The sequence below is a fragment of the Dactylosporangium sp. NPDC048998 genome (assembly GCF_043197855.1).
GTDB lineage: Bacteria > Actinomycetota > Actinomycetes > Mycobacteriales > Micromonosporaceae > Dactylosporangium.
Window position 1 is genome coordinate 295,791 of sequence record NZ_JBICTV010000006.1, and the last position, 25,054, is coordinate 320,844.

A 25,054-nucleotide genomic window follows, 5' to 3' on the forward strand; every position below is an offset into this window, starting at 1 on the left:
ACGTCCTCATCTGATCGGTACGTCCACATAGGAGCCGCCGGCGATGGTGACCGAGCCGCCGAGAGCGTTGGCGTCGTAGTACAGCGGGTCGACCGTGTCCACGACCAGGGTCAGGGAATGGCCGGCCGGCACGTCGTACGCCGTCGCCGACAGCGCCACGTCCACGGCGCGGCTCCCGGCGGCGGTGCCGAGCCACGTGACCGGGGCGTGGGTGATGAGCTTGGCGTTGCCGAGCGCGTCGAGGTCGTAGAGGTACGCGATCACGGTGCCCTGCGCCGCGGTGCCCGTCAGCTCCAGGTGCACCCGCGGGATGCCGCGGATGCGCAGCGCGGAGGCCGGCCGCTCCGACGCCCACACGCCGGCCCGCAGCCGGTCGACGGTCGGCAGCCAGATCTGCGGCTGCTGGCCGGTGAACGCGGCCACGCCGTTGGTCAGCAGCACCACGCCGCCGTCCGCCGTGGTGTCCAGGCCGGTCGGGATCGTCTTGCTCCAGCCGGTGCTCGGGGCGCCGCCGAGCAGGCCGGTGCCGTCCAGCCAGCGGATCTGGCCCAGGCCGTACCGCTTGGTCGAGGTGTTCAGCGACGCCCAGGCCGGGTACTGCTCGGTGCCAGCCGTGCCGGCACTGAGCGGCTTGAGCAGCACGGGCGGCTCGGCGCCGATGCCGGTGTCGACGCCGGCGAGGTACTGGTCGAACCAGCGGTACAGGCTGGTCCAGGCGTCGTTGGGCAGCCCGAGCAGGCCGGTGAACTCCGCGATGGCGTGGTCGCCGGGGCGCAGCTCGAGGCGCTTGGGCGTGGTGAGCCGGCCGAAGAGGTCGACCAGCTGGTTGGGCGGGAAGAACGAGTCGCCCCACGCGTTGGCGATGAGCACGGCCGGGCGGTTGGCGTTGATGGCGTCGACGTACGTGGCCGCGGAGCGCGCCCGGGCCCACGCCTTGACCGCGTCGACGTTGCGGTCGGCGTTGAAGTCGGCGAGCTTGCCGGAAAGGTCGGGACCCGGGTTGCCCAGCAGGTCGGCGGCGAGGCTCAGCAGCCCGGCGGACTGGCGGTGCCGGGTGTTGTCGCCGTAGAGCGAGTACACCAGGTCGGTCCAGCCGCTCATCATCGCGACCGCGCGGAGGCGCCGGTCGAACGCCGAGCCCAGCAGGCTGATGCCGGCGCCGTAGGAGACGCCGGCGGCGCCGATGCGGGCCGGGTCGGCGGCCGTGTTGGCGATCGTCCAGTCGATCACCTTCGACAGGTCGGCCATGTCCTGCGGGCCGGCCGTGTCGATCTCGCCGCCCGAGGCCCACCAGCCGCGCGGGGTGTAGGAGACGACGACGTAGCCGCGCGAGGCCAGGGTGCCGGCCTGGGCGAGGTACTCCAGGTCGTTGAGCCCCCAGCTGGACGGGAACACGATCGCGGGGTACAGCCCGGCGGCGGCCGGCGCGACGACGTTGGCCTTCAGGGTCACGCCGGCGCCGGGAACGTCGACGAACCGGAACCCGGTCGTGGCGAGCGAGGTCCTGGCGAGCGAGGCCGCGGCGGCGCGCGCGGCGGCCGGTGGGGCGGCGGTGGCGGGTGCCGCCGCGGCCGCGCCGATGACGACGGCGGCGAGCAGGGACAGCAGCCGGACGGGCCGGGCTGCGCGGGATCGGGGCATACGCACTCCTCCTGGCGGGGCGGGGGCGCCGTTGGGTGGCGGCAGCGTAGGAGCCCGTTCCGAGAAAGAGAAGTTCGTGACATTATCATTACCGGTCGGTAACATGTGTCGCTTGAGGAGGGTGCCGTGCTCTACGGAGCCCCGACGCCGCAGCGCCGCGACGCCCAGCGCAACCGCTCGGCGATCGTGCGCGCGGCGAGTGAGCTGATGCTGAGCCGCCGATCGGCGGTGCTGACGCCCGAGATCGCGCGCCGGGCCGGCGTCGGTCACGCCACGCTGTACCGCCACTTCCGCGACCGCCGGGCCCTCGTCGCCGCCGTCGTGGCCGACCAGCTGGAGCGGCTGGAGTCCTACGTCGCCGCGAACGCCGAGCGCCCGGCCGCGTTCCGCCACCTGCTCGGCGAGGTGCTGCGCACCCAGGTAGCGATGCGCCCGCTCGTCCAGCTCATCGGTGGCGGTGGTGGCCGGGGTGACCGCGAGACCCGCCGCCGCTACACCCATCGTGTGGTCGCGACCCTCGCAGCCCCGCTGCGCCGCGCGCAGGCCGACGGCCAGGTCCGCCCCGACCTGTCCCCGGACGACCTGGCCCTGCTCTTCGCGATGCTGTCGGGCGCGGTCGAGGCCGCGGAGCACGCCGTCACCCCGGCCGCCACCGCCGCCGAGCGCGCGATCACCCTGCTCCTCGACGCCGTTCTCGGTCCGCCCGCCACTTCGTGAGGCCGGACCGCCGCCGCATCGCCGATCCTTGCATGAACATTGATACGTATTGTTTTTTCGATGTCATTGACGCTAGCCTCCGTGGTCACACGCCATTGGCCGACCAAGGAGGAGCCAATTGAAACGTTCGCGTGTCATGGCGTTCGTCGCGGGTGCCACCGCACTCGCCGCGGCGACGCTCGCCGGGCCGTCCCCGGCCGGGGCACAGGTGCCGGCCGGGGCGGAGGCAGTCTCGACCGACGGCCAGTCCGATCAGTTCATCGTGCAGTTCAAGGCCGGCGCCGATCGCGGAAGGGCGCTGCGGGCCGTCGAGGCCCGGCTCGGCGTGACGCTGACCGATCAGCGTCAGCTCGCCGTCGGCGCCCACGTCGTCACGGTCAACCGTCGTACGGCCGGGCTCCTGGCCGCGCTGCAGGCGCGCGGGGAGGTGGAGTACGCGGAGCCGGACACGCCGATGTATGCGATGTCCACCCCGAACGACCCGAACTACCCGCAGCAGTGGGACTACTACGAGCCGACCGGCGGCATGAACCTGCCGGGCGCGTGGGATCTCGCCACCGGCACGGGCGTCGTGGTGGCGGTCCTCGACACCGGCAAGACGTCGCACCCGGACCTCGACGCGCACTGGCTGCCCGGGTACGACTTCATCAGCAGCTCGGCCACCGCCCGTGACGGCAACGGCCGCGACTCCAACCCCCAGGACGAGGGCGACTGGTACGCGGCGGGCGAGTGCGGCCAGACGACCGGCAGCAACTCCAGCTGGCACGGCACGCACGTGGCCGGCACCATCGCGGCCATCGGCAACAACGGCATCGGCGTGGCCGGGGTCGCCTACAACGCCAAGGTCGTGCCGGTGCGGGTGCTGGGCAAGTGCGGCGGGACGAGCTCCGACATCGCCGACGCGATCGTCTGGGCCTCCGGCGGCTCGGTTGCCGGCGTGCCCGCCAACCCCAACCCGGCCAAGGTCATCAACCTCAGCCTCGGCGGCAGCGGCTCCTGCTCGCAGACCTACCGCAAGGCGATCAGCTCCGCCAACAGCCGCGGCACCACCGTCGTCGTGGCCGCGGGCAACTCCAACGCCGACGCGTCGGGGTTCACGCCGGCGAACTGCCCCGGCGTCGTGACCGTGGCGGCGCTCGACCGCGCCGGCAATCGCGCCTTCTACTCCAACTTCGGCGCGACCGTCGAGGTGTCCGCCCCCGGCGGCGAGGTCCGGCTCGAGACCGACCCACCGGGCACCCGCTCGACACCGCAGGACGGCATCCTCTCCACGCTGAACGACGGCGCGACCACGCCGGGCAACCCGATCTACTCGACGTACATGGGTACCAGCATGGCGGCGCCCCACGTGGCGGGCCTCGTGGCCCTGATGCTGAGCAAGAACCCCGGCCTGACGCCGGCGCAGGTGCTCACCGCACTGCAGGCCCACGCCCGGCCCATTCCGGGCAGCTGCACCGGTGGCTGCGGGGCCGGCCTGGTCGACGCGGCGGCAACCGTCGCGGCGGTCTGACGCCCGCGGGCGCGGGCGCCGTCCTCGGACCGGCCGGTCCGGCCGGCCCGGGGACGGCTGCCATGCCTCAGCCTCAGGCGAAGCGCTGGCGCTGGCGGCCCAGGCCGCCGATCTCCAGCTCGACCACATCGCCCGAGCGCAGGTACGGCTGGCCGGGCAGGCCCATCGCGACGCCCGCCGGGGTGCCCGTGTTCACCACGTCGCCGGGGTGCAGGACCATGAACTGGCTGAGGTACCAGATCAGGTGCGGCACGCCGAAGATCATGTCGGCGGCGAGCTCGTCCTGGCGGGGCTCGCCGTTGACCCACGAGCGCAGGCGCAGCGCCGGGACGTCCAGCTCGTCGGGCGTGACCAGCCAGGGGCCGAGCGGGTTGAAGGTCTCGCAGTTCTTGCCCTTGTCCCACTGGCCGCCGCGCTCGAGCTGGAACTCGCGCTCGGAGACGTCGTTGCTGACGGCGTACCCCGCGATGTGCGCCGCGGCGTCGTCGGGGCTGTCGAGGTACCGCGCGGCGGTCCCGATGACGACCGCGAGCTCGACCTCGTAGTCGGTCTTGACGCTGGCCCGCGGGATGAGCACGTCGTCGCCCGGGCCCACGACGGTGTCCGGGGCCTTCATGAACACGACCGGCTCGGCGGGCGGCTGGGCGCCGGACTCGGCGGCGTGGCGTGCGTAGTTGAGGCCGATGCAGACGATCTTGCCGGGCCGGGCGATCGGCGGACCGAGCCGCATGCCGGCCGGCGCCTCCAGCCGCGGCAGTGAGCCCAGGGCCGCACGGGCCCGCTGCGGCCCGCCCGAGGCCAGGAACGCGCCGTCGATGTCGCCGGTGAGTCCGGACAGGTCGAGGTATGTGCCGTCGTCGGCGACCACGACGGGTCGCTCAGAGCCGGCCGGGCCTAGGCGCGCGAATCTCATGGTCGCAAACGTATGACCGATGCGGCCAAGTGGTCAAGCCAATCTCGGCTACTGGTCGGCCCCGCCCGCCCCGGCCTGGCGGCGGGCCGCCGCGCCGATGCGGTTCAGGTGCGCGGCCATCGCATCGCGGGCCGCGGCCGCGTCGCGGCGGTCGATCGCGTCCACGATCGCCAGGTGCTCCGCGGCGGTCCGGCGCAGCACGCCGGGGCGCGACGCGGTCATCGCGCGGCTCGCGCGGCCCAGCGTCGACAGCGTCTGCAGCATCGTGGACAGCAGCGCGTTGCCGGCCGCGTCCGCGACGAGCCGGTGCAGGGTCACGTCCGCGGCCACCCGGTCCCGGTCGCTCAGCGCGGCGCGCATCGCGGCGACCTGCGCGGCGTCCGCCCGGGCGGCGGCCAGCGCGGCGAGGGCCGGCTCCAGCAGCAGCCGCGCCTCGAAGAGCTCGTCGACGGTGCGGGCGTTGAGCCCCATCACGAACTGCAGCGGCTCGAGCAGGGCCGTGGTGTCCAGCGCGGCGACGAACGTGCCCGAGCCGTGCCGGCTCTCCAGGATGTTCATGCTGACCAGAGAGCGGATCGTCTCGCGCAGCGTCGGCCGGCTGATGCCGAGCAGCTCGCTGAGCTCGCGCTCCGCGGGCAGTCGCTGGCCGGGGGAGAGCCGCCCGTCGACGATCATCTCCTGGATGCTGCGCATCGCCTCCGACGCGGCGGAGGAGCGCCGCACCGGGCTGAACTCGGCCCCGCTGGTCATGATGGTCTCCAGATAACTTGGTGGCCTGACCATTTTACGACGTTCCCGAGTTGACGAGGAACCCGAGCCGGGGGCGGCGCACCGCCCCCGGCCCCGGGGCTCAGCCGCCGTTCACCTCCAGCTCGTAGATGCGCGTCGCGCCGTCGACGTTCTGGGTCGGCGTGGTGACGGTCAGCCGCACGTACCGCGCGGTGGTCGCCGCGATGGGGTGGGTGGTCACGCCGTCGGCGTTGGCGGTGACGGTGACCGCGGTGGTCCAGGCCGCGCCGTCGGTGCTGGTCTGGATGGTGAAGGCCCGGGAGTTGTACCCGAGCTGCTCCCCGCCCGCCGCGGCGTGCCGGACCACGAACCGCCGCACCGTGCGCGCCGCGCCGAGGTCCAGCTGCAGGCCCGCGCCGGCGACGCCGCTGCACCACTTGCTGTTGCCGGTGACCACGCCGTCGGCGGCCTTCGCCGGGGACTCGGCGGCGACGCACGCGGCCGAGCCGGTGACGGCGGCGCCGCTGGCCAGGTTGGCGCCCGCGTACTCGCCGGACTCGTCGGCGATCGTGACATCGTCGACGTAGCCGCGGAAGGCGCCGGTACCGGCGGGGCGGTCGAAGCCGACGTCGATGCGCGACACGGTCCGGCCGGCCAGCCCGGCCAGGCTCACCCGGACGAGGTTCCACTGGTTCACCGCGAGGTGGCCGCCCTCGCCCTGGTACTGCGGGTGCGCCCGCACCCCGTACTGGTCCACGGCGCCTGAGTCGCGCAGCGCCGAGCCGTCGCTGAACTGCAGGTCGACGGCGACGAAGGTGCCGGTCGCCTGCTGCGGGTAGATCCAGTACGACAGCACGCTGCCCGCGCCCAGCGGCAGGTCGGCGGCGAAGATGCGCTGGTAGGAGTACGACTGGGTGGCGGAGTTGTCAGAGCCCGAGTACATCAGCGCGCTCGAGCCGCTGTGCGCGAGCTCGGCGCGCGGGGAGGACTCGGCGGCGGCCAGGCCGCAGCAGTACCCGCCGACGTTGACCGACGCGCCCGCGCTGTCCAGCCACGTCGGGGCGGGGTCGCTCGGCTCGAAGGCGGTGGAGAACAGCGGCCAGTCGCGGCCGTCGCCGAGCACCGACTCGAGCGCCGAGTACCAGCGCACGGCCATCCGGGCGTAGCCGGCGTCGTTGGGGTGCAGCGTGTCGTTGAGGTCGGCGGCGGACAGGCCGCTGAGGTCGACGACCTTCGTGCGGGCCCGGCCGGCGAGCGCGCCGGGTATGGCGGCGTTGAAGGCGTTGATGCGGGCCTGGATCGTCGCGTCGAGCGCGGGCACGATCTTGGCGACCAGCACGGTCGCGGCCGGCCGGTCGGCGAGGATGCGGTCCACGAGCGCGGCGAGGCGCTGCGGCGCGGTGTCGACCTGGTAGTTCTGGTTCATGTCGTTGGTGCCGATGTGCAACAGCACGACGTCGGGCTGGTAGGTGGCGAGCCAGCCGTCGACGTTCGCGGCGATCTGGTCGATGCGCCAGCCGGAGTGGCCCTCGTTGTCGGTGTCGGGCAGGGCGCCGGACTGCTGCGAGCCGACGAAGTCGATCGCGTAGCCGGCCTGGACGGCGAGGCGGTTCCACAGCGCGGCGCGGTAGCTGGAGCTGGACGGGCTGCCGACGCCGTAGGTGATCGAGTCGCCGAGCGGCATGATGCGGATCGGCCGGGTGGCGACGGCGGCGCGGGCCGGCTGGGCCGGCAGCAAGCCCGGCAGCAAGGCGGGCAGGACGGCGGCGGCGAGACAGGCGAGCAGAGCGGTCAGCGGGCGGAGTCGGTTCATTGGTGAACCCCCACATGGCGGATGGCCGGCACGGTATCGACAAGCGTCGCTGTAACGGTTGATAATTGTCAAGTGTTGACAAAACTGGGTCGGAATGTGCCGGTTAGCGCTGGGCGGACACGCCCAATTCAGGTCGATGTGGGGTGTTGTTCATCGATATGATCGTGACGTACGCCGCATTGCGCGGCGGCGGGCGCCTGAGGCCCCAGCCGGTTGTGCGGCACGTGCTACCGTCCGGCGGCAGGTACCCGACTCGGCAGCTGTACGCCGCCTTGACCTGGTGTGATGGGCGTTGGTGATGGGTGTGGAACCGTCTTGCGAGGACTCCGGTGGCGCACGCGGGCCGTTGATGGTGGTGAGCGTCCACGACGTGGCGCCGGCTACCGCCGACGAGACCGCCCGCTGGTGCGCCGACGCGGACGCGCTGGGCATCCCGGTGTCGCTGCTGGTGATTCCCGGGCCGTGGCGCGGCATGGAACTGTCGGAGCACGACGGCTACGCGGAGGTGCTGCGCGAGCGCGCCGCCCGCGGTGACGAGCTCGTGCTGCACGGCTGGTGCCACCGGGCCGGTCCGGACGGCGGCGCCGTGCGGCGGGCGGTCGGCCGGGCCGTGGCCCGCGGCGCGGCCGAATTCGCCGCGCTGGACGAGCAACAGGCGACCGAGCGGCTCGACGCCGCCAAGGCCGTGCTCGACCGCCTCGGGCTGCACACCACCGGCTTCACGCCGCCGGGCTGGCTCGCCTCGCCGGCCGCGGTGCGGGCGCTGGCGAACGCCGGGTTCCGGTACACCACGGATCACTTCGGCGTGAAGGACCTGCGCTCCGGCCGGGCGTCCGTGGCCCGCCGCGGCTTCGCGCTGTCGCACCGCCCGGGCGGCACCGGCGAGCGGCTCGGCTCCGCGGTGCTGCGCGCCGGCGCGGCCTGGGCGGCCCGCCGTCGCGGCCTGGTCCGGGTCGCCCTGCACCCCGACGACCTGCACCGCCCCGGCCTGCGCGACGACACCCTGCGGGCCATCGAGGGCGCGTTACAGGCCGGCGCCCGCGCCACCACCTACGGTGCCGTCCTCGACGCGGCGGCGTCGTGAGAATAGTCCAGCTCGCCAACTTCTACACGCCGGTGTCGGGCGGCCTTCGCACCTGCGTGGAGCAGACCGGCCGCGGGTACGTCGCGGCCGGCCACGAGCGCGTCACGCTGGTCCCGGGCACGGAGGACCGCGACATCGTCCTGCCCGACGGACGGCACCTCACCGTGCGTAGCCCGCTGCTGCCCGGCTCGGGCGGCTACCGGGTGCTGACCGCCCGCGCCAAGGTGTGCCAGCTGCTCGACATGGTCGGCCCCGACGTGCTGGAGGCCAACGACAAGCTCAGCATCGGCTGGCTCTCGCCGTGGGCGCGCAGCCGCGGCGTGCCGCTGGTGCTGGTGTCGCACGAGCGCATCAACGCGATCCTGCGCACCCGCGTGCCGCGCTGGTTCCCGCTGGATTCCACCGCGACGGCGATCAACCGGCGGCTGCACCGCCTGGTCGACCACATCGTGCTGACCTCGGCGTTCTCGGCCGCGGAGTTCAGCGCCTTCGAGCCGGTCAAGACGCACCGGGTGCCGCTGGGCGTGGATCTGGACACGTTCCGCCCCGCCCCGCGCACCGGCGGCGAGCAGATCCGGCTGGTCACCGTGAGCCGGCTGTCGACGGAGAAGCACCCCGACCTGTCCGTGGAGGCCCTGCGCGAGCTGCACCGCCGCGGCATCCCGGCCACCCTCGACGTCATCGGCACCGGCCCCAACCTGCGCAAGCTGGAGCGGCTCGCCGACGGCCTGCCGGTGCGCTTCCTCGGCCACGTCGCCGAGCGGCAGCGCCTGGCCGACCTCGTCGCCGGCGCCGACGTGTCGCTGTCGCCGTCGCCGGCGGAGACCTTCGGCCTGGCCACCCTGGAGTCGCTGGCCTGCGGCGTGCCGGTGGTGGTGCCGGGCAAGGGGGCGGCGGGGGAGTTGCTGCTGCGCCCGGAGTCGGGCCGGGTCACCGACGGCACCCCCATTGGCCTGGCCGACGGCGTGGAGTCGCTGCTCGAGGTGCCCGCGGAGCGCCGCCAGGCCGACGCACGGGCCGTGGCCGAGCAGTTCCCGTGGTCGGCGACGGTCGACGGCCTGCTCGAGGTCTTCGGCGCCGCGACCGGCCGCCGCCAGCCCGTGCCGTGAGCGGATCGGCGGGGGTGTAGGCATGTTCGCGCCGGGTCAGCACCGGCGCGACGTGCTGCTACGACCCCGATGCCGGGGACCCGATCAGCCGGCTGCTCTGATCCGCCGGCCGCGGCGCGGCCCGGGCGGCGGCCAGCAGCGCCACGCCCACCGCGAGCAGGGCGAGCACGGCCACCGTGCTCCACGGCCACCAGATGGCGCCGCGCCAGCCGGCGTGGAAGACGGTGGCGTCGAAGATCGCGCTGGCCAGCGGGTCGGCGATGCTGATCGCGGTCAGCGCGGTCGGCAGCGAGCCGGCCGCGAACGCGTCCTGGGCCAGCAGGCCGCTCGCGGTCGTCGAGACGATCAGGGCGAGCGTCGACCAGTCGCGGGCCAGCGCGAGCACGCCGCCGCGCGCGAGCGTGTCGGTGACGAGCACGACGAACACGGCGGTCAGGCAGGTGCACACGCCGGCCGCGACGCCGGCCAGGGCGCCGCGCACGTGGGCCTCGGCGTTCTTGGGCAGCAGGTGCGCCAGCCCGATGAGCGCGACCATCACGCCGACGGCGATCCCGACCGCCGGGGGCACGTCGTGGCGGTGGACCGCCTGCGGTACCGCGGGACGGGCGACCACCAGCAGGGCCAGCCCGGCGCAGACCGCGACGGTGCCCAGCCAGGCCGTGGCCGGCGGGCGGCGCAGGGTCAGCATCGCGAACAGCAGCTGCGTCACGAGGAGCGCCTGGACCACGGTCAGCGACCCCAGGTGCAGCGCCGCGGCGTGCGCGGCGAACGCGATGACGTTGAGCACCCAGCCCGCCAGCCACCAGCGGTCCCGGACCAGCCGCCGCACGAGCAGGAACACGCGCACCGGCAGGGCCCGGTCGCGCACGGCCGGCGCCGCCCGCTGCGCGGCTCGCTGCTGCACCGCCGCCGAGGCGGCGAAGACGGCGGCGGCGACAACCGCGAGGACGAGGGCAACCATGATCCGCGTTTGTACCGGAAGCGCATGGCGCCGCGGCGACCGGGGGGTGACCCGCGGGTGTTGGCTCACGCTGGGCGGTCACGGCGGCGGTGCACCCCACCGTCAGGCCGCGCCGAAGGCGACCCAGTCGACGAGGCGGCCGTCGAAGTCGCCGCCGTCCTTGAGCACGCCGGCCACGCCGTCGCGCAGGGGCGCGCTCATCTCGCGCAGCTGGCCCGCGACCAGCGGTTGGAACATCGACGGCTGCAGCAGCCACCACCACGCGACGAGATGCTCCGGGCCGAACCGCCCCGGGTCCGCGACCAGCTCCCGCCACTCGCCGCGCAGCATCGGGTACTCCTGCGGCAGCCGCTCCAGCACCCCGAACCAGTTGCCCCAGCTGACCACCATGAACAGGCGCAGCCGGTCGCGCGCCCAGCGGTGGGCGCCTTGGTGCCCGGGCGCGCCCGCGTCGCGCAGGACCTCCTGCAGGTAGTCGTGGACGACCCGGGACGCGCGGGGCACGTCCGCCGGTCCGCGCTGGCGAATCGATTCGCGGAGCGCGGCGAGTTCGGGATCGGGCACGGCCACATTGTGGGCAGCCGCGGTTCCGGCATCACATCGGCGTTCAGATGCCGCATTCCGGGTCTTCTTCGAAGCGTTTCGAACTGTACATTTCATCGACCCCGCGCGCGATCTGCCTGATCAGTGGCCCTGTTGGGGGACCGCGGAAGATCCGGAATTGAGCTTGGTGGCGTCGGCACGTGACGATCCCCTGCCGGACGGGCCCGCCGCCCGTACCGCTCCCGCAATCGGAGGAACCTCGTCATGAGCCTGCTCAAACGCCTGCCGCGCGGCCGCACCCTCGGGGTGGCCGGTGCCGTCGGTGCCCTCGTGGCCGGCGGTCTGATCCTCGCGCCGATGGTCAACGCGTCCGCGGCCGCCGGGTGTCGCGTCACGTACACCGTCAGCAACCAGTGGCCCGGCGGCTTCACCGCGAGCGTCGACATCGCCAACCTCGGCGACCCGGTGACCGCGTGGACGCTCGGCTGGACGTTCCCCGACGCCGGGCAGAAGGTCGGCCAGGGCTGGTCGGCCACCTTCGCCCAGAGCGGCACGAGCGTCACCGCGAAGAGCCTGGACTACAACGGTGCGCTGGCCAGCGGCGCGACGACGAGCATCGGCTTCAACGGCACGTGGACCACCGCGAACCCGAACCCGGCCTCGTTCACGCTCAACGGCGTCGCGTGCACCGGCTCGGTCACCACGCCCTCACCGACCCGGGCGTCGGCGTCGCCGTCAGTCTCGCCGTCCGCCTCGCCGTCGGCGAGCCGTAGCCCCAGCACGAGCCCGTCGGCGAGCCCCAGTTCGTCCACGCCCCCGCCCGGCGGTACCCCGCTGAGCATCAACGGGCAGCTGCGCGTCTGCGGCGTGAACCTGTGCAACCAGTACAACAAGGCGATCCAGCTGCGCGGGATGAGCACCCACGGCATCCAGTGGTTCGCCTCCTGCATCAACGCCACATCCCTCAACGCGCTGGCCAACGACTGGAACGCCGACCTGCTGCGCATCGCGATGTACGTGCAGGAGCAGGGCTACGAGACCAACCCGTCCGCGTTCACCGCGCAGGTCAACAGCTACGTCGACCTCGCCGAGGCGCGCGGCATGTACGCGATCATCGACTTCCACACCCTCACCCCGGGCGACCCGAACTACAACCTGGACCGGGCCAAGACCTTCTTCGCCTCCGTCGCGGCGCGCAACGCGGGCAAGAAGAACGTCATCTACGAGATCGCCAACGAGCCCAACGGCGTGAGCTGGCAGGGCATCAAGACCTACGCCGAGCAGGTCATCCCGGTGATCCGGGCGGCCGCTCCGAACGCGGTCATCATCGTCGGCACCCGCGGCTGGTCGTCGCTGGGCGTCTCCGACGGCTCGAGCGAGACCGAGATCGTCAACAGCCCGGTCAACGCGACGAACATCATGTACGCGTTCCACTTCTACGCGGCGTCGCACAAGGACAACTACCGCACGGTCGTCGCCCGTGCCGCGAAGGTGCTGCCGCTGTTCGTCAGCGAGTTCGGCACGGTCAGCGCGACCGGTGGCGGCGCGACCGACCTGGCCAGCACCACCACCTGGCTCGACCTGCTCGACCAGAACAAGATCAGCTACGCGAACTGGACGTACTCCGACGCGAACGAGAGCAGCGCGGCGTTCAAGCCCGGCACCTGCGCGGCTGGCTCGTACACCAACGCCTCGTCGCTGACCGAGTCCGGGACGTACGTGCGCAACCGGATCCGCACCCCGGACAACTTCCCGACCAGCTGAGTGCGCGGTCTCCAGCGCCGGCCCGACCGGCCGGCGCTGGAGCCCGGCACCCGTCGCGGGTGTAGTCGATGACGTCGTCAGCGCCGAGGGAGCGCACCAGAGCGGGTGCGTTGCTTGCGGCAACGCCGTCAGGTCCGGGCGGGGGCGCGAAGTCGGCCGTCGACCATCTCGGCGACGTGGTCGACGCGGTCGAGGTGGCCATGGTCGTGCGTGACGAGCACGGTGGCGGTACCGCGTTCGCGGGTGAGATCGGTGAGCAGGTCGATGATTGCCGCACCGCGGTCGTGGTCGAGCGCGCTGGTGGGTTCGTCGACGAGCAGCACGGCGGGGTCGTTCATCAGGGCGCGGGCGATGTTGACCCGCTGGCGTTGTCCGCCGGAGAGCTGGTGTGGCCGGCGGTCGGTCTGGCCGGTGAGCCCGACCGCGGCCAGCAGGTGCTTGGCGCGGTCGCGGGCCTGTCCGGGTGAGCGGCCATTGAGGTGCGCCATGACCTGCAGCTGTTCGGCGGCGGTCAGTGAGGCGATCAGGTTGGGCTGCTGGAAGATGATCCCAATCTTTTCGCGGCGCAGCGCTGTGGTCGCCTCGAGGCTCATCCCGGCGGTGTCGGTGCCGGCGATGACGACCTGCCCTTTGTCGGGGGTGATCAGGGTGGCGGCTACGGCCAGCAGGCTGGACTTGCCGGAGCCGGAAGGGCCGATGACGGCGGTGGTGGTGCCGGCCGGCACCCTCAGGCTGACCCGGTCGAGAGCCGTCAGCCGGGTGTCCCCATCGGGATAGGTCAGGGTGATGTCGAGCAGGTCGAGGCTCATCGGGCGCTCCCCAGTGCAGTCAGCGGGTCGATGGACGTGATACGGCGGATGGACAGGGCGGCTCCGGTCGCGCCGAGGGCGATCATCACGGCGGCCGGCGGTAGGACGGAGCCGGCTGTGAGCGCGAATGGCACGCTTCCGGCCGCTGCGGCGCCGATCGCGGCGGCGAGCCCGGTGCCGATCGCCGTGCCGGCGAGCAGGAGGGCCAAGGCTTGGCCGAGGGCGTCACGCAGGAGGTAGCGGGTGGTCGCACCGAGCGCCTTCAGTACGGCGACGTCGCCGCTGCGCTGGATCGTCCACACGGTGAAGAAGGCGCCGATGACCAGCGCGGAGATCGCGAACAGCAGGCCACGCATCAGCTGCAGTGACCCGTTCTCGGAGGTGTAGGAGCCGATCGCGGACAGCGCCGCCGCACGGGTGACGGTGCTGGTGTGCAGTTGCCGGTCGGCGGAAGGCAGGTCGGCGCCGCTCGTTGTGGTCAACGCGATGATCGTTGCGTTGCCGCCGCTCGAGCCTGGGGTCAGTCGCTGCCAGTCGGTGAGGCTGGTCCAGATCACCGGTGTGTGGCTGTAGGAGGCGTCACCGGCTACGGCGACGACGCTCAGCCGCTGCCCAGCCACGATCACGGCCTGTCCTGGCTGGGCGTTCAGGGCGTCGGCCGCTCCCCGGGACAGCACGACCCGCCCAGCGGTGATCTTGTCGGCTTCGGGGGCGAGTTTCGAGCCGGGAAGCACGCCGAACGCGGACAGCGCCGCGGTGCGGTCGCCGGCGCTCGCCTTGGTGGTGGTGATACCCAGCGGGGAGGCGCTGGTCACTCCGGGGACTTCGGACCACCGCCGCCATTGTGCTTCGGTGACGGTGGACTCGGTGAAGGAGACCTTCTGGCCGCTGGCCGGAACGGAAAACACCAGATGGTCGGTGGGCAGATCGCTGATCGCCGACGTGCTTTCCCTGCCCAGCCCGGCGGTCAGACCGGACAGTAGGACGACGAGCAGCGTCATCAAGGTGACGACGGTTCCCATCAGGGCGAATCGGCCCTTGGCGAATCGTAGATCTCTCCAGGCGACGAACACGGCGGGTCGAGCCCTCCACTTCGGGGACGCCGCGCCGGGTTACGCGGCCTGGCATCAACTGTGGCCAGGTTCCCGTCCGCCGGCATCGCGCCGCGGATCGCCTGCCGAGCATCGAACTGTGCATCACGGGATCAACCCTTTGGTTGATGCCGGCGCTCCGCCGCGTCCTAGCCTGGAGATACCGTGAACCCGGAATCGCTCATTCAGCCGCTGCGGACGCTGCGCGTCTGCCTGCACCTGCTGGTCGCCGCCCTGCTCGCGCTGGCCGCCGGCCGCGCCCTCGTCGAGCAGGTACCGCACCGCGCGGCCGTGGTCGCCGCGTCGGCGGTGCTGGCCGCCGTCTACGCCGCCGGACCCGCGTTGCTGCGGGGGCGCCGATCACTCCTCGCAGCAGCGACGTGGATGACGGCGCTCACCGCCGCATGGCTGCTACTGCTCGGGCTGACCCCGGACGGGGTGTGGCTGGCGTTCCCCCTGTTTCTGATGCAGTTGCATCTGCTGCCTGCCCGCTGGGGGACGTTCGCGGTGGCGGTCACGACTGTGACGGCGGTCGCCGGCGTCGTCCTGCATCAACGCGCGGTCACCCCGGGAGCGGTGATCGGCCCGGTCATCGGTGCCGCCGTCGCGGTCGCCACCGTGTTGGGCTACCAGACGCTGTACCGCGAGAGCGAGCAGCGTCGGCAATTGATCGAGCAGTTGACCGCCACCCGCGCGGACCTCGCCGCCGCCGAACACACCGCCGGTGTCCTCGCCGAACGCGAACGGCTCGCCCGCGAAATCCACGACACGCTCGCCCAGGGGCTGTCCAGCATCCAATTGCTGCTGCGCGCCGCCCAACGGGCACTGCCTGGGCAGCTCGACGTCGTCGCCGGACACGTCGAGCAGGCCCGGCAGACGGCACAGGACAACCTCGCCGAGGCGCGACGATTCGTCCGCGCGCTGTCTCCGCCCGCCCTGGAAGCGGGGTCGCTGCCCGCGGCCCTGCAACGGCTGTGCGCCACGACCGGTGCCCGGTCTGGGCTGGCCGTGCAATTCCATCTCGACGGCACCGCGGTGCCGCTGCCCACCCCGTTCGAGGTGGCCCTGCTCCGCATCGCTCAGTCCGCGCTGGCCAACACTGCCCGCCACGCCGGGGCCACCCGGGCAGAGGTCACGTTGAGCTACATGGAGTACCACGTTGCCCTCGACGTGGTCGACAACGGGGTCGGCTTCGACCCGGACGCCCAAGCCGCTCCGTGCGGCGGCGACGGGGGCTTCGGCCTGGCCGCGATGCGAGCTCGGGCCGCAGAGCTCGGCGGAACACTGACTGTGGAGTCGACACCCGGGCAGGGGACCGCGCTTGCCGTCACCTTCGCCCACCAGACGGTTGCAGGGGCACCGACGAGTGAAGGGACACCGACGAGCGCATGAGTGACCCGATCCGGCTGCTGCTGGCCGACGACCACCCGGTGGTGCGTTCCGGCCTGCGCGCCGTCCTGGCTACCGAACCCGACCTTGAGGTGGTCGCCGAGGCCGCCACCGCCGAACAAGCAGTCGCACTCGCCGCGCAGGAGCAGGTCGACGTGGTGCTCATGGATCTGCAGTTCGGCGCCGGCATGCACGGCGCCGAAGCCACCGCCGCCATCACCGCACGCCCTGACGGTCCCCGCGTGCTCGTGTTGACCACCTACGACACCGACGCGGACATCCTCGCCGCCATCGAGGCCGGTGCCACAGGCTATCTGCTCAAAGACGCCCCACCCGACGAGCTTGCCGCGGCCGTGCGCACCGCTGCCGCCGGTCAGTCCGCGCTCGCCCCCACGATCGCCAACCGCCTGATCGACCGGATTCGCACCCCCGGTGCCGCGTTGAGCCGTCGTGAGGTCGAAGTCCTCCAGCTCGTCGCCGACGGCTTGTCGAACCAACAGATCAGCAAGCAGCTCTACCTCAGCCAGGCCACCGTCAAAACCCACCTGGTACACATCTACGACAAGCTCGGCGTCGACTCCCGCACCGCGGCCGTGGCCACCGCCAAGACCCGAGGACTGATCCGTCGCTGACCGCCTCGTTCGGCAGGGAGTAAATTAGGGAGTAAATTAGGGGGAAATGCGTGCGGGTTCGCTGTTGCTGCGCCCGACGCCCCCACCCCTGACGTTGGGGATCGCGGTCGCTGCTTCGTTGGTCGCGGCGGAGACCTTGGTGGTCTATCCGCTCAAACGTTTCACGCCCGTACCGTCCCTGGGTGTGATCTACCTGATCGGCATCCTCGTGGTGGTGACGGGGTGGGGGCTGCGGCTGGGACTGGCGACGGCGGTGGCGAGCGTTCTCGCCTTCAACTTCTTCCACATCCCGCCGACCGGGACCTTCACCGTCGAGTCCCAGGACATGGTGAGGGCCACCGTCTTCCTGATCGTCGCGCTGGTGACCAGCTTCCTCGCGGACCGGTCCCGATCGCGGGCGGCTGAGTCAGACCTTGCCGCTGACATGGCCCGCATCCTGCTGTACACCGACGATCCGCGCTCGGCGGTTCCGGCGGTCGCACAGCGCCTGGCACAGGCGCTCAAGCTGCCGTCCGCGACGATCGAGCTCGAAACGGTCCCCGCTGACGAGCGCCACGCGCCGTTCCCGCTACGCGCGAACGGCATCCCGATAGGCACACTGCTCGTGCCAGCCGGCCTGCCGAAGCGGGCGAGGCGGCGCCTGCACGAGCGGGTGGCGCCGTCGTTGGAGTCGCTGCTGTACGCCGCACACGAGCGCACGGCCATGCTGAACTCTCTCGAGGCAAGCCACGAGAAACTCCGCCTGCTGGCCGGCGAGCAGGCGGCGTTGCGGCGGGTGGCCACCCTCGTCGCGCGCGGCGTCCCGCCTTCCGAGATCCTCGACGCGGTCACGAAGGAGCTGCGCCGGCTCCTGGGCGCGGACACCACCTGCCTGCTGCGCTACGAGCCCGATGGCATGGCCGCTTACGTCTCGACCACCGTGCGCGGCCTGACGGCGGAGCAACTGCGCTGGCCGTTCGAGGGCGACAACGTCATCGCGCTGGTGTGGAACACCGGCCGCCCCGCCCGGATCGACAACCAGGAGACCGCCACCGGCCGCCCTGCCGCGATGGCACGTGAGCTGGGCATCCGCTCCTCGGTCGGCGTGCCGATCCTCATCGGAGGGCGGCTGTGGGGCGTGGCGGAGGTCGCGTCAACGGGGCCCGAGCCGCTGCCATCCGACACAGAGGCGCGCATCGCGAACTTCACCGATCTCGCCGCCATCGGCATCGCCAACGCCGACAGTCGCAACGCGCTCGTCGCATCCCGTGCCCGTATCGTCGCCGCCGCCGATGAGGCCCGCCGCCGCATCGAGCGCGACCTGCACGACGGCGCGCAACAGCAGCTCGTCGCACTCGCGCTCGAGTCGAGAATGGCAGCGGCCGCGCCTGCTGAGCTGGACGAGCTCAAGGGGCAGTTGTCGCGCGTAGCGACGAGCCTGGTAGAGATCTTGGACAACCTGCGGGAGACCTCACGGGGGATTCATCCGGCGATCCTTTCCAAGGGCGGTCTCGGGCCAGCGCTCAGAACGCTTGCCCGCCGCTCTGCTGTCCTGGTCAAGCTCGACATGCACAACGACCGACAGCTGCCGGAGCAGGTAGAGGTGGCCGCGTACTACGTCGTGTCGGAATCACTGACCAACGCGGCCAAACATGCATGCGCGTCCGTGGTGCATGTCGACGTCGGCACGGACGACGGGGTCCTCCAGCTCTCGATTCGCGATGACGGGGTCGGAGGAGCCGATCCTGGCCGTGGGTCCGGGCTCATTGGTCTCAAAGATCGGGTCGAGGCACTCGGTGGACAGATGGACTTCACGAGTCCCGCCGGAATCGGGACGTCGCTGATGGTCGAGATTCCGATCGAAGGCGCCTGACCGGGCGGCTCGCCCGCCGCCTTGGAACCCCCCAGGTCACGAGCAGCGCTTGGGTTGGCGTTTGGACCGCATGGCGCGCGCTCCGACGGCCGCGACGACAGCGAAACGGGACACGAACGCCTATCGGCCGAAGATCGCCCAGGTTGCAGGGAAGCCCGCGGTGAGGCGGTGCTTGTCGGCCGGATTTGGTAAGTGGTAACTTACGGTTAGCCATGACGAACATAACCGCGATGCTGGTCGCGCTCGGTGACCCCATGCGGCAGTCGATATTGGACCGGCTGTCCGACGGGCCGATGCCCGTCGGCCGGCTGGCCGAGGTGCTGCCGATCAGCCGGCCCGCCGTCTCGCAGCACCTCAAGGTGCTCAAGGACGTGGGGCTGGTGACGGACCGTCAGGAGGGGACGCGGCGCCTCTACCAGGTCGATCCGGACGGCGTCGCGACGCTGCGCGCGCACCTGGACGAGATGTGGGCGCGCTCCCTGACGGCCTTTCAGCGACGAGTCGAGAACGAGAACAGGAATGAGTGAGGCGAGCGTGATGACGCAGACAATTGAGGCCATCCGGCGGGAGATCGTGGTCGGCGTCGGCCGGGAGCGGGCGTTCGAGATCTTCACCGCGGACATGACGTCGTGGTGGCCGAGCGCCCATCACATCGGATCCGCGCCGATCGAGCGGGTCATGATCGAGCCGCGGGTCGGCGGGCGGTGGTACACGGTGCATCAGGACGGGTCGGAGACGTACACCGGCGTCGTCACCGTGTGGGACCCGCCCGAACGGCTCGTGGTCACCTGGCAGATCGGCAGCGACTGGAAGTACCACACCGACCTCGTGACCACCGTGGACGTCCGCTTCACCGAGGACGCGCCCGGCCGGACCCGCGTGCGGCTGGAGCACCGCGACCTTGAGGCGTTCGGCGCCGACGCGGCCGCGATGCGCGAGACGTTCGAGCAGCCCGGCGCCTGGACCGCAACCCTGGACGCCTACGCGCGGGGGATCGGGGAGGCGGCGTGAAGTACGTGGTGCTGTACACCTCCGCCGACGACGTGGCGAGCCGGGCACCGGCCCACTTCCCGGCGCACAAGCGGCGCCTCGACGAGTTTCACGCGCGCGGCGAGCTGCTCCTGGTCGGCGCCTTCGGCGACCCGCAGCGGGAGGGCTCGATGGCGATCTTCCGCACCCGCGAGAGCGCGGAGGAGTTCGTGGCCGAGGACCCGTTCGTGATGAACGGGGTGGTCAGCGCGTACGAGATCAGGGACTGGAACGAGATCCTCGCGCCCTGATCCGGCCAGGGCCCAGTATGGCGCCAACCTGGCGCCATACTGGAACCCCAGGCGCGCAGGAAGGACGCCGATGCCCACGTTCGCCACCCCGGAGCCGGTCGCGGTCAAGATCACCATGGATACCGGCCGGGTGCGGGTCGTCGCCGGCGACCGCGCCGACACGCTGGTCGAGGTGCGCCCGGCCGGCACCGCCTCGTCCGCGGCGGCCGACGCCGAGCAGACCCGGGTCGAGCACGCCGCCGGGGCGCTGAGCGTCACCGCGCCGAAGCGCGCGTTCCCGCACCCGGGCGGCGGCATCGACGTCCGGCTGGAGCTGCCGGCCGGGTCGAGCCTGGCGGTGAGCGCGGTCCTGGTCGACGTGCGCGCCGAGGGCGAGCTCGGCGACTGCCGGTTCAGCACCATGTCCGGCCCCATCCGCCTGGAGGGCGCCGACGCGCTGCACGTGTCGACGTCCGGCTCCGACGTCGTCGCCGAGCGCGTGGCCGGCCCGGTCGACGTGCAGGCGTCCACCGCGAGCGTGCGCCTGCGCGAGTGCGCCGGGGACGTCAGCGTGTCCACCGCCAACGGCGGCGTCGAGGTCGCCCGGGCGGCCCGCAGCCTCACCGCGAAGACCGCCAACGGCGACATCCGCGTCGGCGAGCTCGTCCGCGGCCAGGCGTGGCTGACCACCGCGCGGGGCTCGGTGGACGTCGGCATCGGGGAGGGGACCGCGGCGCACGTGGACGCGCGCTCGACGCTGGGCTCGGTGCACAACCTGCTGGAGGTCCGCGACGGGCCGGACGGCTTCGCCGAGCGCGTCACCGTCCACGCCCGCACGTGGTACGGCACGATCACGATCCAGCGGGCGGCGCCGTAGCCGGTGGCGCTCGAGGCGCCCCGGGGTGAAGGCGGGGTGGGCGGGGGTGAGCCTCGCGGGGCGGTTCACCTCGTTGCCACGTACGGCGCCCGCCTCGAGGGGAATACCCCTTCGATGTGCACTCCGGACAGTGGCCATCGCGACGGACCCGTCCCCGGGTTGCGCGCAGGGTCCACCATGGGGGTCGTGAGCAGCGGTGGTTGACCCGTTACGGCGCGACGATCCGCGCCGCCTCGGGCCGTACCGCATCCTGGGCCGGCTCGGCGCCGGCGGGATGGGGCAGGTCTTTCTCGGCCGCGACGCCTCCGGCGCGGCCGCGGCGGTGAAGACCCTGCACCTCGGCGCCGGCCCTGTCAACGAGGACGACGAGCTGGTCGCGCGGTTCCGCGGCGAGGTCGACCTGGCTGCGAAGATCCGCTCCGAGCACACCGCGCGGCTGCTCGACGCCGACCCGGCCGGCTCGCCGCCGTGGCTGGCCACCGAATACCTGCCCGGGATCACCCTCGCCGAGGTGGAGGAGCTCGCCGGGGCGCTGCCCGAGGAGCTGGTCCGGCGGCTCGGCGCGGCGCTCGCCGACGGGCTCGCGGCCATCCACGCGGCCCGGGTCGTGCACCGCGACCTCAAGCCCAGCAACGTGCTGGTGCTCGCCGACGGGCTGCGGATCATCGACTTCGGCATCGCCCGGCCGGACGACGCCCCGCGCATGACCGCGTCGCGTCACTTCCACGGCACCGTCGGTTACATGGCGCCGGAGCGGTTCGCCGGCAAGCCGGGCACCCCGGCCTCCGACGTGTTCGCCCTCGCCGCGATCCTGGTGCGCGCCGCGACCGGCCGGCTGCCCTTCGAAGGCACCTCCATGGAGCAGTACCTCTACGCCGTGCACTACAGCGCCCCCAACCTGACCGGCGTGCCGGTCGGCATGACCTGGACGCTGCGCAAGTGCCTGGAGGCGGCGCCGGAGGACCGGCCCACCGCCCGTCAGGTCAGCGAGCGCCTCGCCGCCGGCCTGCCTGCCGGCCGGCCGTGGGCGTCCGGGCCGTGGCTGCCCGACCCGGTGCTGGCCGAGATCGCCGGGCGCGGCCGGGCGGTGGCCCGGCTGCTGCACGCCTCGGGCGCGCGCCGGCCGTGGCGGGCGGCCCGGCACGCGATGGCGCGCAGCGAGACGGTCGTGGCCGGCGACGCGGTCGTGGTCAGCGCCGACGACGGCGTGCACGTGCTCGAGGCCGGCGACGGCAGCGAGCGCTGGCGGCATCCGGCGGCCACCGCGCCCGGGTACCGGCCGCTCGTCGCCGCCGGCGTCGTGGTCAGCCCGACCCCGGCCGGCGTGACCGCGCTCGACCTGCGCACCGGCGCGCAGCGGTGGGAGCTGCCGGTGCCGCCGCACGGCGAGCCGGTGTACGCGCACGGCCTCGTCCACGTGCTCGGCCCCGGCCTACGCAACCTGCACGCCGTCGACGCCGCCACCGGCGCGCCCGGGTGGCGCACCACGTCGGCGGGCATCCGGCCGGTGCCGGTCCCCGGCGGCGTGGCGGTGATCCAGGGGCGGCTCGTGCGGGAGCGGCTCAGCCACGGCGGGGAGGGCTGGCAGCACGGCGAGCTGCCCGCACCGGCCAGCGTGCTGAGTGCGGCCGGCGACCTGGTGCTGGTCCGCGTCGCGGACGAGCTGCTCGGCATCGGCGCCCGCGACGGCGGGCTGCGCTTCCGCCGCACCGGGCTGCCGCCGCGCGCCGCCCCGGCCGCCACGGCCGAGATCGTGGTGCAGCCGGCCGGTGGGGAGCTGCTCGGCCTTGACCCGGCCGACGGCGCGCTGCGCTGGCGGCTGCCCGGCGACGGTACCCCGCACGCCGTGCCCGGCGCCGTCTTCGTGGCCGAGCCGACCGGCCTCACCGCGCTCGGCCCCGACGGCTTGGTGCGCTGGCGCGTCCCCGGCGTCGTCGTGTGGCCCGAGGTGCGCGTCACCGCGACACTGGTCTACGTGGTCGACGCCGGCATCCTGCACGCGTACTCGCGCGACGACGGCGCCGCCCGCTGGTCCGCGCCCGACATCCACGCCACCCGCGCGCCGGTCGTCGGCGACGGTGTCGTGTACCTCGACAACGGCTACACACTGTTCGCCATCAACGCCGACGACGGGGAGCGACTGCCCATATGACGGTGCACATCGAGTTCGATCCCGACCGGCGCTTCACCGACCTGTTCGAGCTGCAGTGGGGCCGGCTGGCGACGTCCGGCGAGCGGGTGCTGCGCAAGACCGCCCGCAACGCCGAGGCCAACCGGCTCGTGCACGCCGAGGTCAACGCCGGCAACCTGCTGTGGGGGCTGGCCGACACCATGTACCCGCTGCAGCTGTGCCGGGTCGTGGACCACGAGCTGACCGGCCCTCACCCGCAGGTCACCACCACCTACCGGGGCGTGCCGGTCGCCGGGCTGCCCGGCGCGCCGCTGCCGGAGACGCTGCTGACCATCTTCGGCGACCTCCTGCTGGCGATCCAGACGCTGGCGAAGGCGGGGCTGACCCACGGCGCGATCCTGCCCGAGTTCGTGCTATGGGACGGCAGCCACGCGCAGCTGGTCAACCTCGGCGAGGGCGCCGCCGTCGGCGAGCCGGCCCGGGCGGCGCTCGAACCGCTGTGGCAGCCCCCGCCCGGCCCGGACGGGCTGCGCCTGGCCACCGATGCGCACGACGTCTATCAGGCCGGGATGGTGGTGTACTGCATCGCCCTGCAGACCGGCCCGGCCGACGCGCCCGGCGTGCGCGAGGAGCTGGCCCGCGGCGGCGGCTCGGCACTCTCGGCGCTGCTCGACGGGGTGTTCGCCGACGACCCGCGGGAGCGGCCCGACGCGCACCAGCTGCTGCGCCGTGTCGAGGAGGCCCGCTACGAGCCGGTGTGGCAGAGCGCGGACCCGTCCGACGCGACGACCGCCACCGTCCAGATCCCCCAGGACCGCTCGATCCCGCAGCAGTTCTCGCCGGCCCCGCCGCCGGCGGCCGCGGTCGCGCGGGCCGCGGTGCCGCTCAGCCCGGCCCGCGACGAGTTCCGCCGGCTGGTCGAGGCGAAGCGGGAGTACCGGGCCGCGCGGGCCACGCCGCAGGCGGTCGCCTGGCGGTACGTGCGGGAGACGTTCGACGTGCTGTGGTACAGCCGCGACGACCTCTCCAGCCGCATCGTCCTCGGCGCCGGCGCGCTCGTCGTCCTCGGCGTGCCGCTGGTGCTGGTCATCCTCGTCGTGTCGCACCTGGGAGGGGCGAAATGAGCCTGCCGAGCCCGAGCCGGCTGCTCGGCCGGGTGCTGTGCCCGATCTGCCTGCAGTGGATCCACTGGAGCAAGGCGCAGCGGGTCGAGGTCGACGTGGAGACCCAGCAGCACCGGCCGTTCCGGCCGCGCGGCGCCGACGAGACGAAGGAGGCCTTCGCCGAGCGGCGCCTCGGCGCGCAGCGCTCCTGCACGCTCATGCGCGACGGCATGGCGACCACGCACTACCTGCCCGACCGGTACGGCGACTACGGCGACCCGATCGTCATCGGGCTCGTCGGGCACCGCGCCGCCGGCAAGACCCTGCTGCTGGCCGCGATGGTCGAGGCGCTGCGCAACAACCTCGAGCTGGCCGACCTCGGGCTGCGCGTCGAGCGGCTCGACGAGGCCATCGAGCACAACTACATGACCCGCTTCGTCGAGCCGTTCTGCCAGCGCCGCGAGCAGCTGCCGCTGACCCAGATCAGCCCGATCGCGTTCAGCTACGTCGCGAAGGTCTACAGCGCGTACGCCCGGCGCGACTTCGCCGTCGCGTTCTTCGACGTGGCCGGCGAGCAGCTGCGCCGCCGCCGCTCCGGCGACCGGTTCCTCGACACGTCGTTCCTGTCCGCGGTCAACGCGCTCATCTTCGTGGTCGACCCGGAGAAGGCGCTGCCGACCGTGCTCGGCGAGCCGGCCACCGTGTACGGCGACCCGGCGTTCAACGCCGTCATGGACCGCCTCGTCGAGGTCCGCGGCGAGACCGGCACCCAGTTCCTGCCGATCCCGGCGGCGATGGTGGTGGCCAAGTCCGACCTGCTCGCCCCGCGCCGGCCCGAGGTCGCGCGGTGGCTGTCCCGCGACGACACCCGGCGGCTGCAGACCGTCGCCGAGGAGAGCGAGGAGGTGTACGAGTTCCTCGCCACCAACGGCGCCGAGCGCTTCCTGCCGCCGGTCAACCGGGTCAGCGACGTGAGCCTGCACTTCGCCTCCGCGGCCGGCGTCGCGCCGGTGGACGGGCACTTCCCGGCCGAGGGCTTCGGCCCGCGCCGGGTGCTGCGCCCGCTGCTGTCCCTGTTCGCCATGACCGGCGTGCTCGACCGGTCCCTGCTGGGCAACTGAGAGGGG

Annotated in this window: 23 protein-coding genes; 15 read left to right on the forward strand and 8 right to left on the reverse strand. The window is 72.8% G+C overall.

What is annotated here, in order from left to right; genetic code table 11:
* Positions 1 to 6: 6 nt before the first annotated feature.
* The gene (locus ACGFI8_RS18095) at positions 7 to 1,641 is read right to left on the reverse strand and encodes a CocE/NonD family hydrolase (protein ID WP_392806122.1); all 1,635 of its coding nucleotides are present in this window, start codon (positions 1,639 to 1,641) and stop codon (positions 7 to 9) included.
* Positions 1,642 to 1,767: 126 nt separating this feature from the next.
* On the opposite strand from ACGFI8_RS18095, the gene ACGFI8_RS18100 reads away from it, so the two are divergent.
* Together ACGFI8_RS18100 and ACGFI8_RS18105 are read left to right on the forward strand one after the other, a co-directional pair.
* A complete protein-coding gene (locus tag ACGFI8_RS18100; protein WP_392806125.1) occupies positions 1,768 to 2,358 on the forward strand; it encodes a TetR/AcrR family transcriptional regulator in 591 nt (196 codons plus the stop codon).
* Between the two features lie 118 nt (positions 2,359 to 2,476).
* Positions 2,477 to 3,868: a S8 family peptidase gene (locus tag ACGFI8_RS18105; RefSeq protein ID WP_392806128.1), complete on the forward strand. Its 1,392-nt coding sequence runs from the start codon at positions 2,477 to 2,479 to the stop codon at positions 3,866 to 3,868.
* 73 nt (positions 3,869 to 3,941) lie between these two features.
* Here the strand turns inward: ACGFI8_RS18105 and ACGFI8_RS18110 are convergent, their stop codons facing one another.
* The 3 genes from ACGFI8_RS18110 to ACGFI8_RS18120 all read right to left on the reverse strand — a co-directional run bounded on the left by ACGFI8_RS18110 (position 3,942) and on the right by ACGFI8_RS18120 (position 7,323).
* Entirely contained in the window at positions 3,942 to 4,781 is an 840-nt protein-coding gene (locus tag ACGFI8_RS18110; protein ID WP_392806131.1) for a fumarylacetoacetate hydrolase family protein, read from the reverse strand.
* Positions 4,782 to 4,829: 48 nt separating this feature from the next.
* Positions 4,830 to 5,564: a FadR/GntR family transcriptional regulator gene (locus ACGFI8_RS18115; protein WP_392806134.1), complete on the reverse strand. Its 735-nt coding sequence runs from the start codon at positions 5,562 to 5,564 to the stop codon at positions 4,830 to 4,832.
* A 67-nt stretch (positions 5,565 to 5,631) separates the two neighbouring features.
* Entirely contained in the window at positions 5,632 to 7,323 is a 1,692-nt protein-coding gene (locus ACGFI8_RS18120; RefSeq protein ID WP_392806137.1) for a GDSL-type esterase/lipase family protein, read from the reverse strand.
* Positions 7,324 to 7,672: 349 nt separating this feature from the next.
* Here ACGFI8_RS18120 and ACGFI8_RS18125 point away from each other — a divergent pair, with 349 nt between their 5' ends.
* Together ACGFI8_RS18125 and ACGFI8_RS18130 are read left to right on the forward strand one after the other, a co-directional pair.
* Complete coding sequence (locus tag ACGFI8_RS18125; protein WP_392806140.1) at positions 7,673 to 8,407, forward strand: DUF2334 domain-containing protein; 735 nt, start codon at positions 7,673 to 7,675, stop codon at positions 8,405 to 8,407.
* Positions 8,404 to 9,516, forward strand: coding sequence for a glycosyltransferase (locus ACGFI8_RS18130; RefSeq protein ID WP_392806143.1), 1,113 nt, complete (start codon positions 8,404 to 8,406; stop codon positions 9,514 to 9,516). Before ACGFI8_RS18125 ends, ACGFI8_RS18130 begins: the two co-directional genes overlap by 4 nt.
* Before the next feature lie 58 nt (positions 9,517 to 9,574).
* On the opposite strand, the gene ACGFI8_RS18135 is transcribed toward ACGFI8_RS18130, so the two are convergent.
* Entirely contained in the window at positions 9,575 to 10,477 is a 903-nt protein-coding gene (locus tag ACGFI8_RS18135; protein ID WP_392806146.1) for a DMT family transporter, read from the reverse strand.
* Between the two features lie 102 nt (positions 10,478 to 10,579).
* Positions 10,580 to 11,041 (reverse strand): hypothetical protein, encoded by a 462-nt coding sequence (locus tag ACGFI8_RS18140; RefSeq protein ID WP_392806149.1) that lies wholly within the window; start codon positions 11,039 to 11,041, stop codon positions 10,580 to 10,582.
* A 243-nt stretch (positions 11,042 to 11,284) separates the two neighbouring features.
* Between ACGFI8_RS18140 and ACGFI8_RS18145 the strand changes: the two genes are divergently transcribed.
* Positions 11,285 to 12,784 (forward strand): cellulase family glycosylhydrolase, encoded by a 1,500-nt coding sequence (locus ACGFI8_RS18145; RefSeq protein ID WP_392806152.1) that lies wholly within the window; start codon positions 11,285 to 11,287, stop codon positions 12,782 to 12,784.
* A 128-nt stretch (positions 12,785 to 12,912) separates the two neighbouring features.
* Here ACGFI8_RS18145 and ACGFI8_RS18150 read toward each other — a convergent pair whose 3' ends face one another.
* Both ACGFI8_RS18150 and ACGFI8_RS18155 read right to left on the reverse strand, forming a co-directional pair.
* Positions 12,913 to 13,593, reverse strand: a complete 681-nt coding sequence (locus ACGFI8_RS18150) for an ABC transporter ATP-binding protein (protein WP_392806155.1) — start codon at positions 13,591 to 13,593, stop codon at positions 12,913 to 12,915.
* Positions 13,590 to 14,615 carry an ABC transporter permease gene (locus tag ACGFI8_RS18155; protein WP_392806158.1) on the reverse strand — a complete coding sequence of 342 codons (1,026 nt, stop codon included), beginning with the start codon at positions 14,613 to 14,615 and terminating at the stop codon, positions 13,590 to 13,592. The genes ACGFI8_RS18150 and ACGFI8_RS18155 overlap by 4 nt, the downstream gene beginning before the upstream one ends.
* A gap of 234 nt (positions 14,616 to 14,849) precedes the next feature.
* Here ACGFI8_RS18155 and ACGFI8_RS18160 point away from each other — a divergent pair, with 234 nt between their 5' ends.
* The 10 genes from ACGFI8_RS18160 (at position 14,850) to ACGFI8_RS18205 (ending at position 25,048) form a co-directional block, all read left to right on the forward strand.
* Entirely contained in the window at positions 14,850 to 16,076 is a 1,227-nt protein-coding gene (locus tag ACGFI8_RS18160) for a sensor histidine kinase (RefSeq protein ID WP_392806161.1), read from the forward strand.
* Positions 16,073 to 16,705, forward strand: coding sequence for a response regulator (locus tag ACGFI8_RS18165; RefSeq protein WP_392806164.1), 633 nt, complete (start codon positions 16,073 to 16,075; stop codon positions 16,703 to 16,705). Before ACGFI8_RS18160 ends, ACGFI8_RS18165 begins: the two co-directional genes overlap by 4 nt.
* A gap of 46 nt (positions 16,706 to 16,751) precedes the next feature.
* The gene (locus ACGFI8_RS18170) at positions 16,752 to 18,557 is read left to right on the forward strand and encodes a DUF4118 domain-containing protein (RefSeq protein WP_392806167.1); all 1,806 of its coding nucleotides are present in this window, start codon (positions 16,752 to 16,754) and stop codon (positions 18,555 to 18,557) included.
* Positions 18,558 to 18,787: 230 nt separating this feature from the next.
* Positions 18,788 to 19,084 carry an ArsR/SmtB family transcription factor gene (locus tag ACGFI8_RS18175; protein WP_392806170.1) on the forward strand — a complete coding sequence of 99 codons (297 nt, stop codon included), beginning with the start codon at positions 18,788 to 18,790 and terminating at the stop codon, positions 19,082 to 19,084.
* A 10-nt stretch (positions 19,085 to 19,094) separates the two neighbouring features.
* Positions 19,095 to 19,568: an SRPBCC family protein gene (locus ACGFI8_RS18180; protein WP_392806173.1), complete on the forward strand. Its 474-nt coding sequence runs from the start codon at positions 19,095 to 19,097 to the stop codon at positions 19,566 to 19,568.
* The gene (locus ACGFI8_RS18185; protein ID WP_392806175.1) at positions 19,565 to 19,837 is read left to right on the forward strand and encodes a YciI family protein; all 273 of its coding nucleotides are present in this window, start codon (positions 19,565 to 19,567) and stop codon (positions 19,835 to 19,837) included. The genes ACGFI8_RS18180 and ACGFI8_RS18185 overlap by 4 nt, the downstream gene beginning before the upstream one ends.
* Before the next feature lie 70 nt (positions 19,838 to 19,907).
* Positions 19,908 to 20,693 (forward strand): DUF4097 domain-containing protein, encoded by a 786-nt coding sequence (locus tag ACGFI8_RS18190; RefSeq protein ID WP_392806178.1) that lies wholly within the window; start codon positions 19,908 to 19,910, stop codon positions 20,691 to 20,693.
* A gap of 196 nt (positions 20,694 to 20,889) precedes the next feature.
* On the forward strand, positions 20,890 to 22,845 hold the full coding sequence (locus tag ACGFI8_RS18195) for a PQQ-binding-like beta-propeller repeat protein (RefSeq protein ID WP_392806181.1): 1,956 nt from the start codon (positions 20,890 to 20,892) through the stop codon (positions 22,843 to 22,845).
* Positions 22,842 to 23,948 carry a hypothetical protein gene (locus ACGFI8_RS18200; protein WP_392806184.1) on the forward strand — a complete coding sequence of 369 codons (1,107 nt, stop codon included), beginning with the start codon at positions 22,842 to 22,844 and terminating at the stop codon, positions 23,946 to 23,948. Before ACGFI8_RS18195 ends, ACGFI8_RS18200 begins: the two co-directional genes overlap by 4 nt.
* Positions 23,945 to 25,048 (forward strand): hypothetical protein, encoded by a 1,104-nt coding sequence (locus ACGFI8_RS18205; RefSeq protein WP_392806186.1) that lies wholly within the window; start codon positions 23,945 to 23,947, stop codon positions 25,046 to 25,048. The genes ACGFI8_RS18200 and ACGFI8_RS18205 overlap by 4 nt, the downstream gene beginning before the upstream one ends.
* Positions 25,049 to 25,054: the final 6 nt, after the last annotated feature.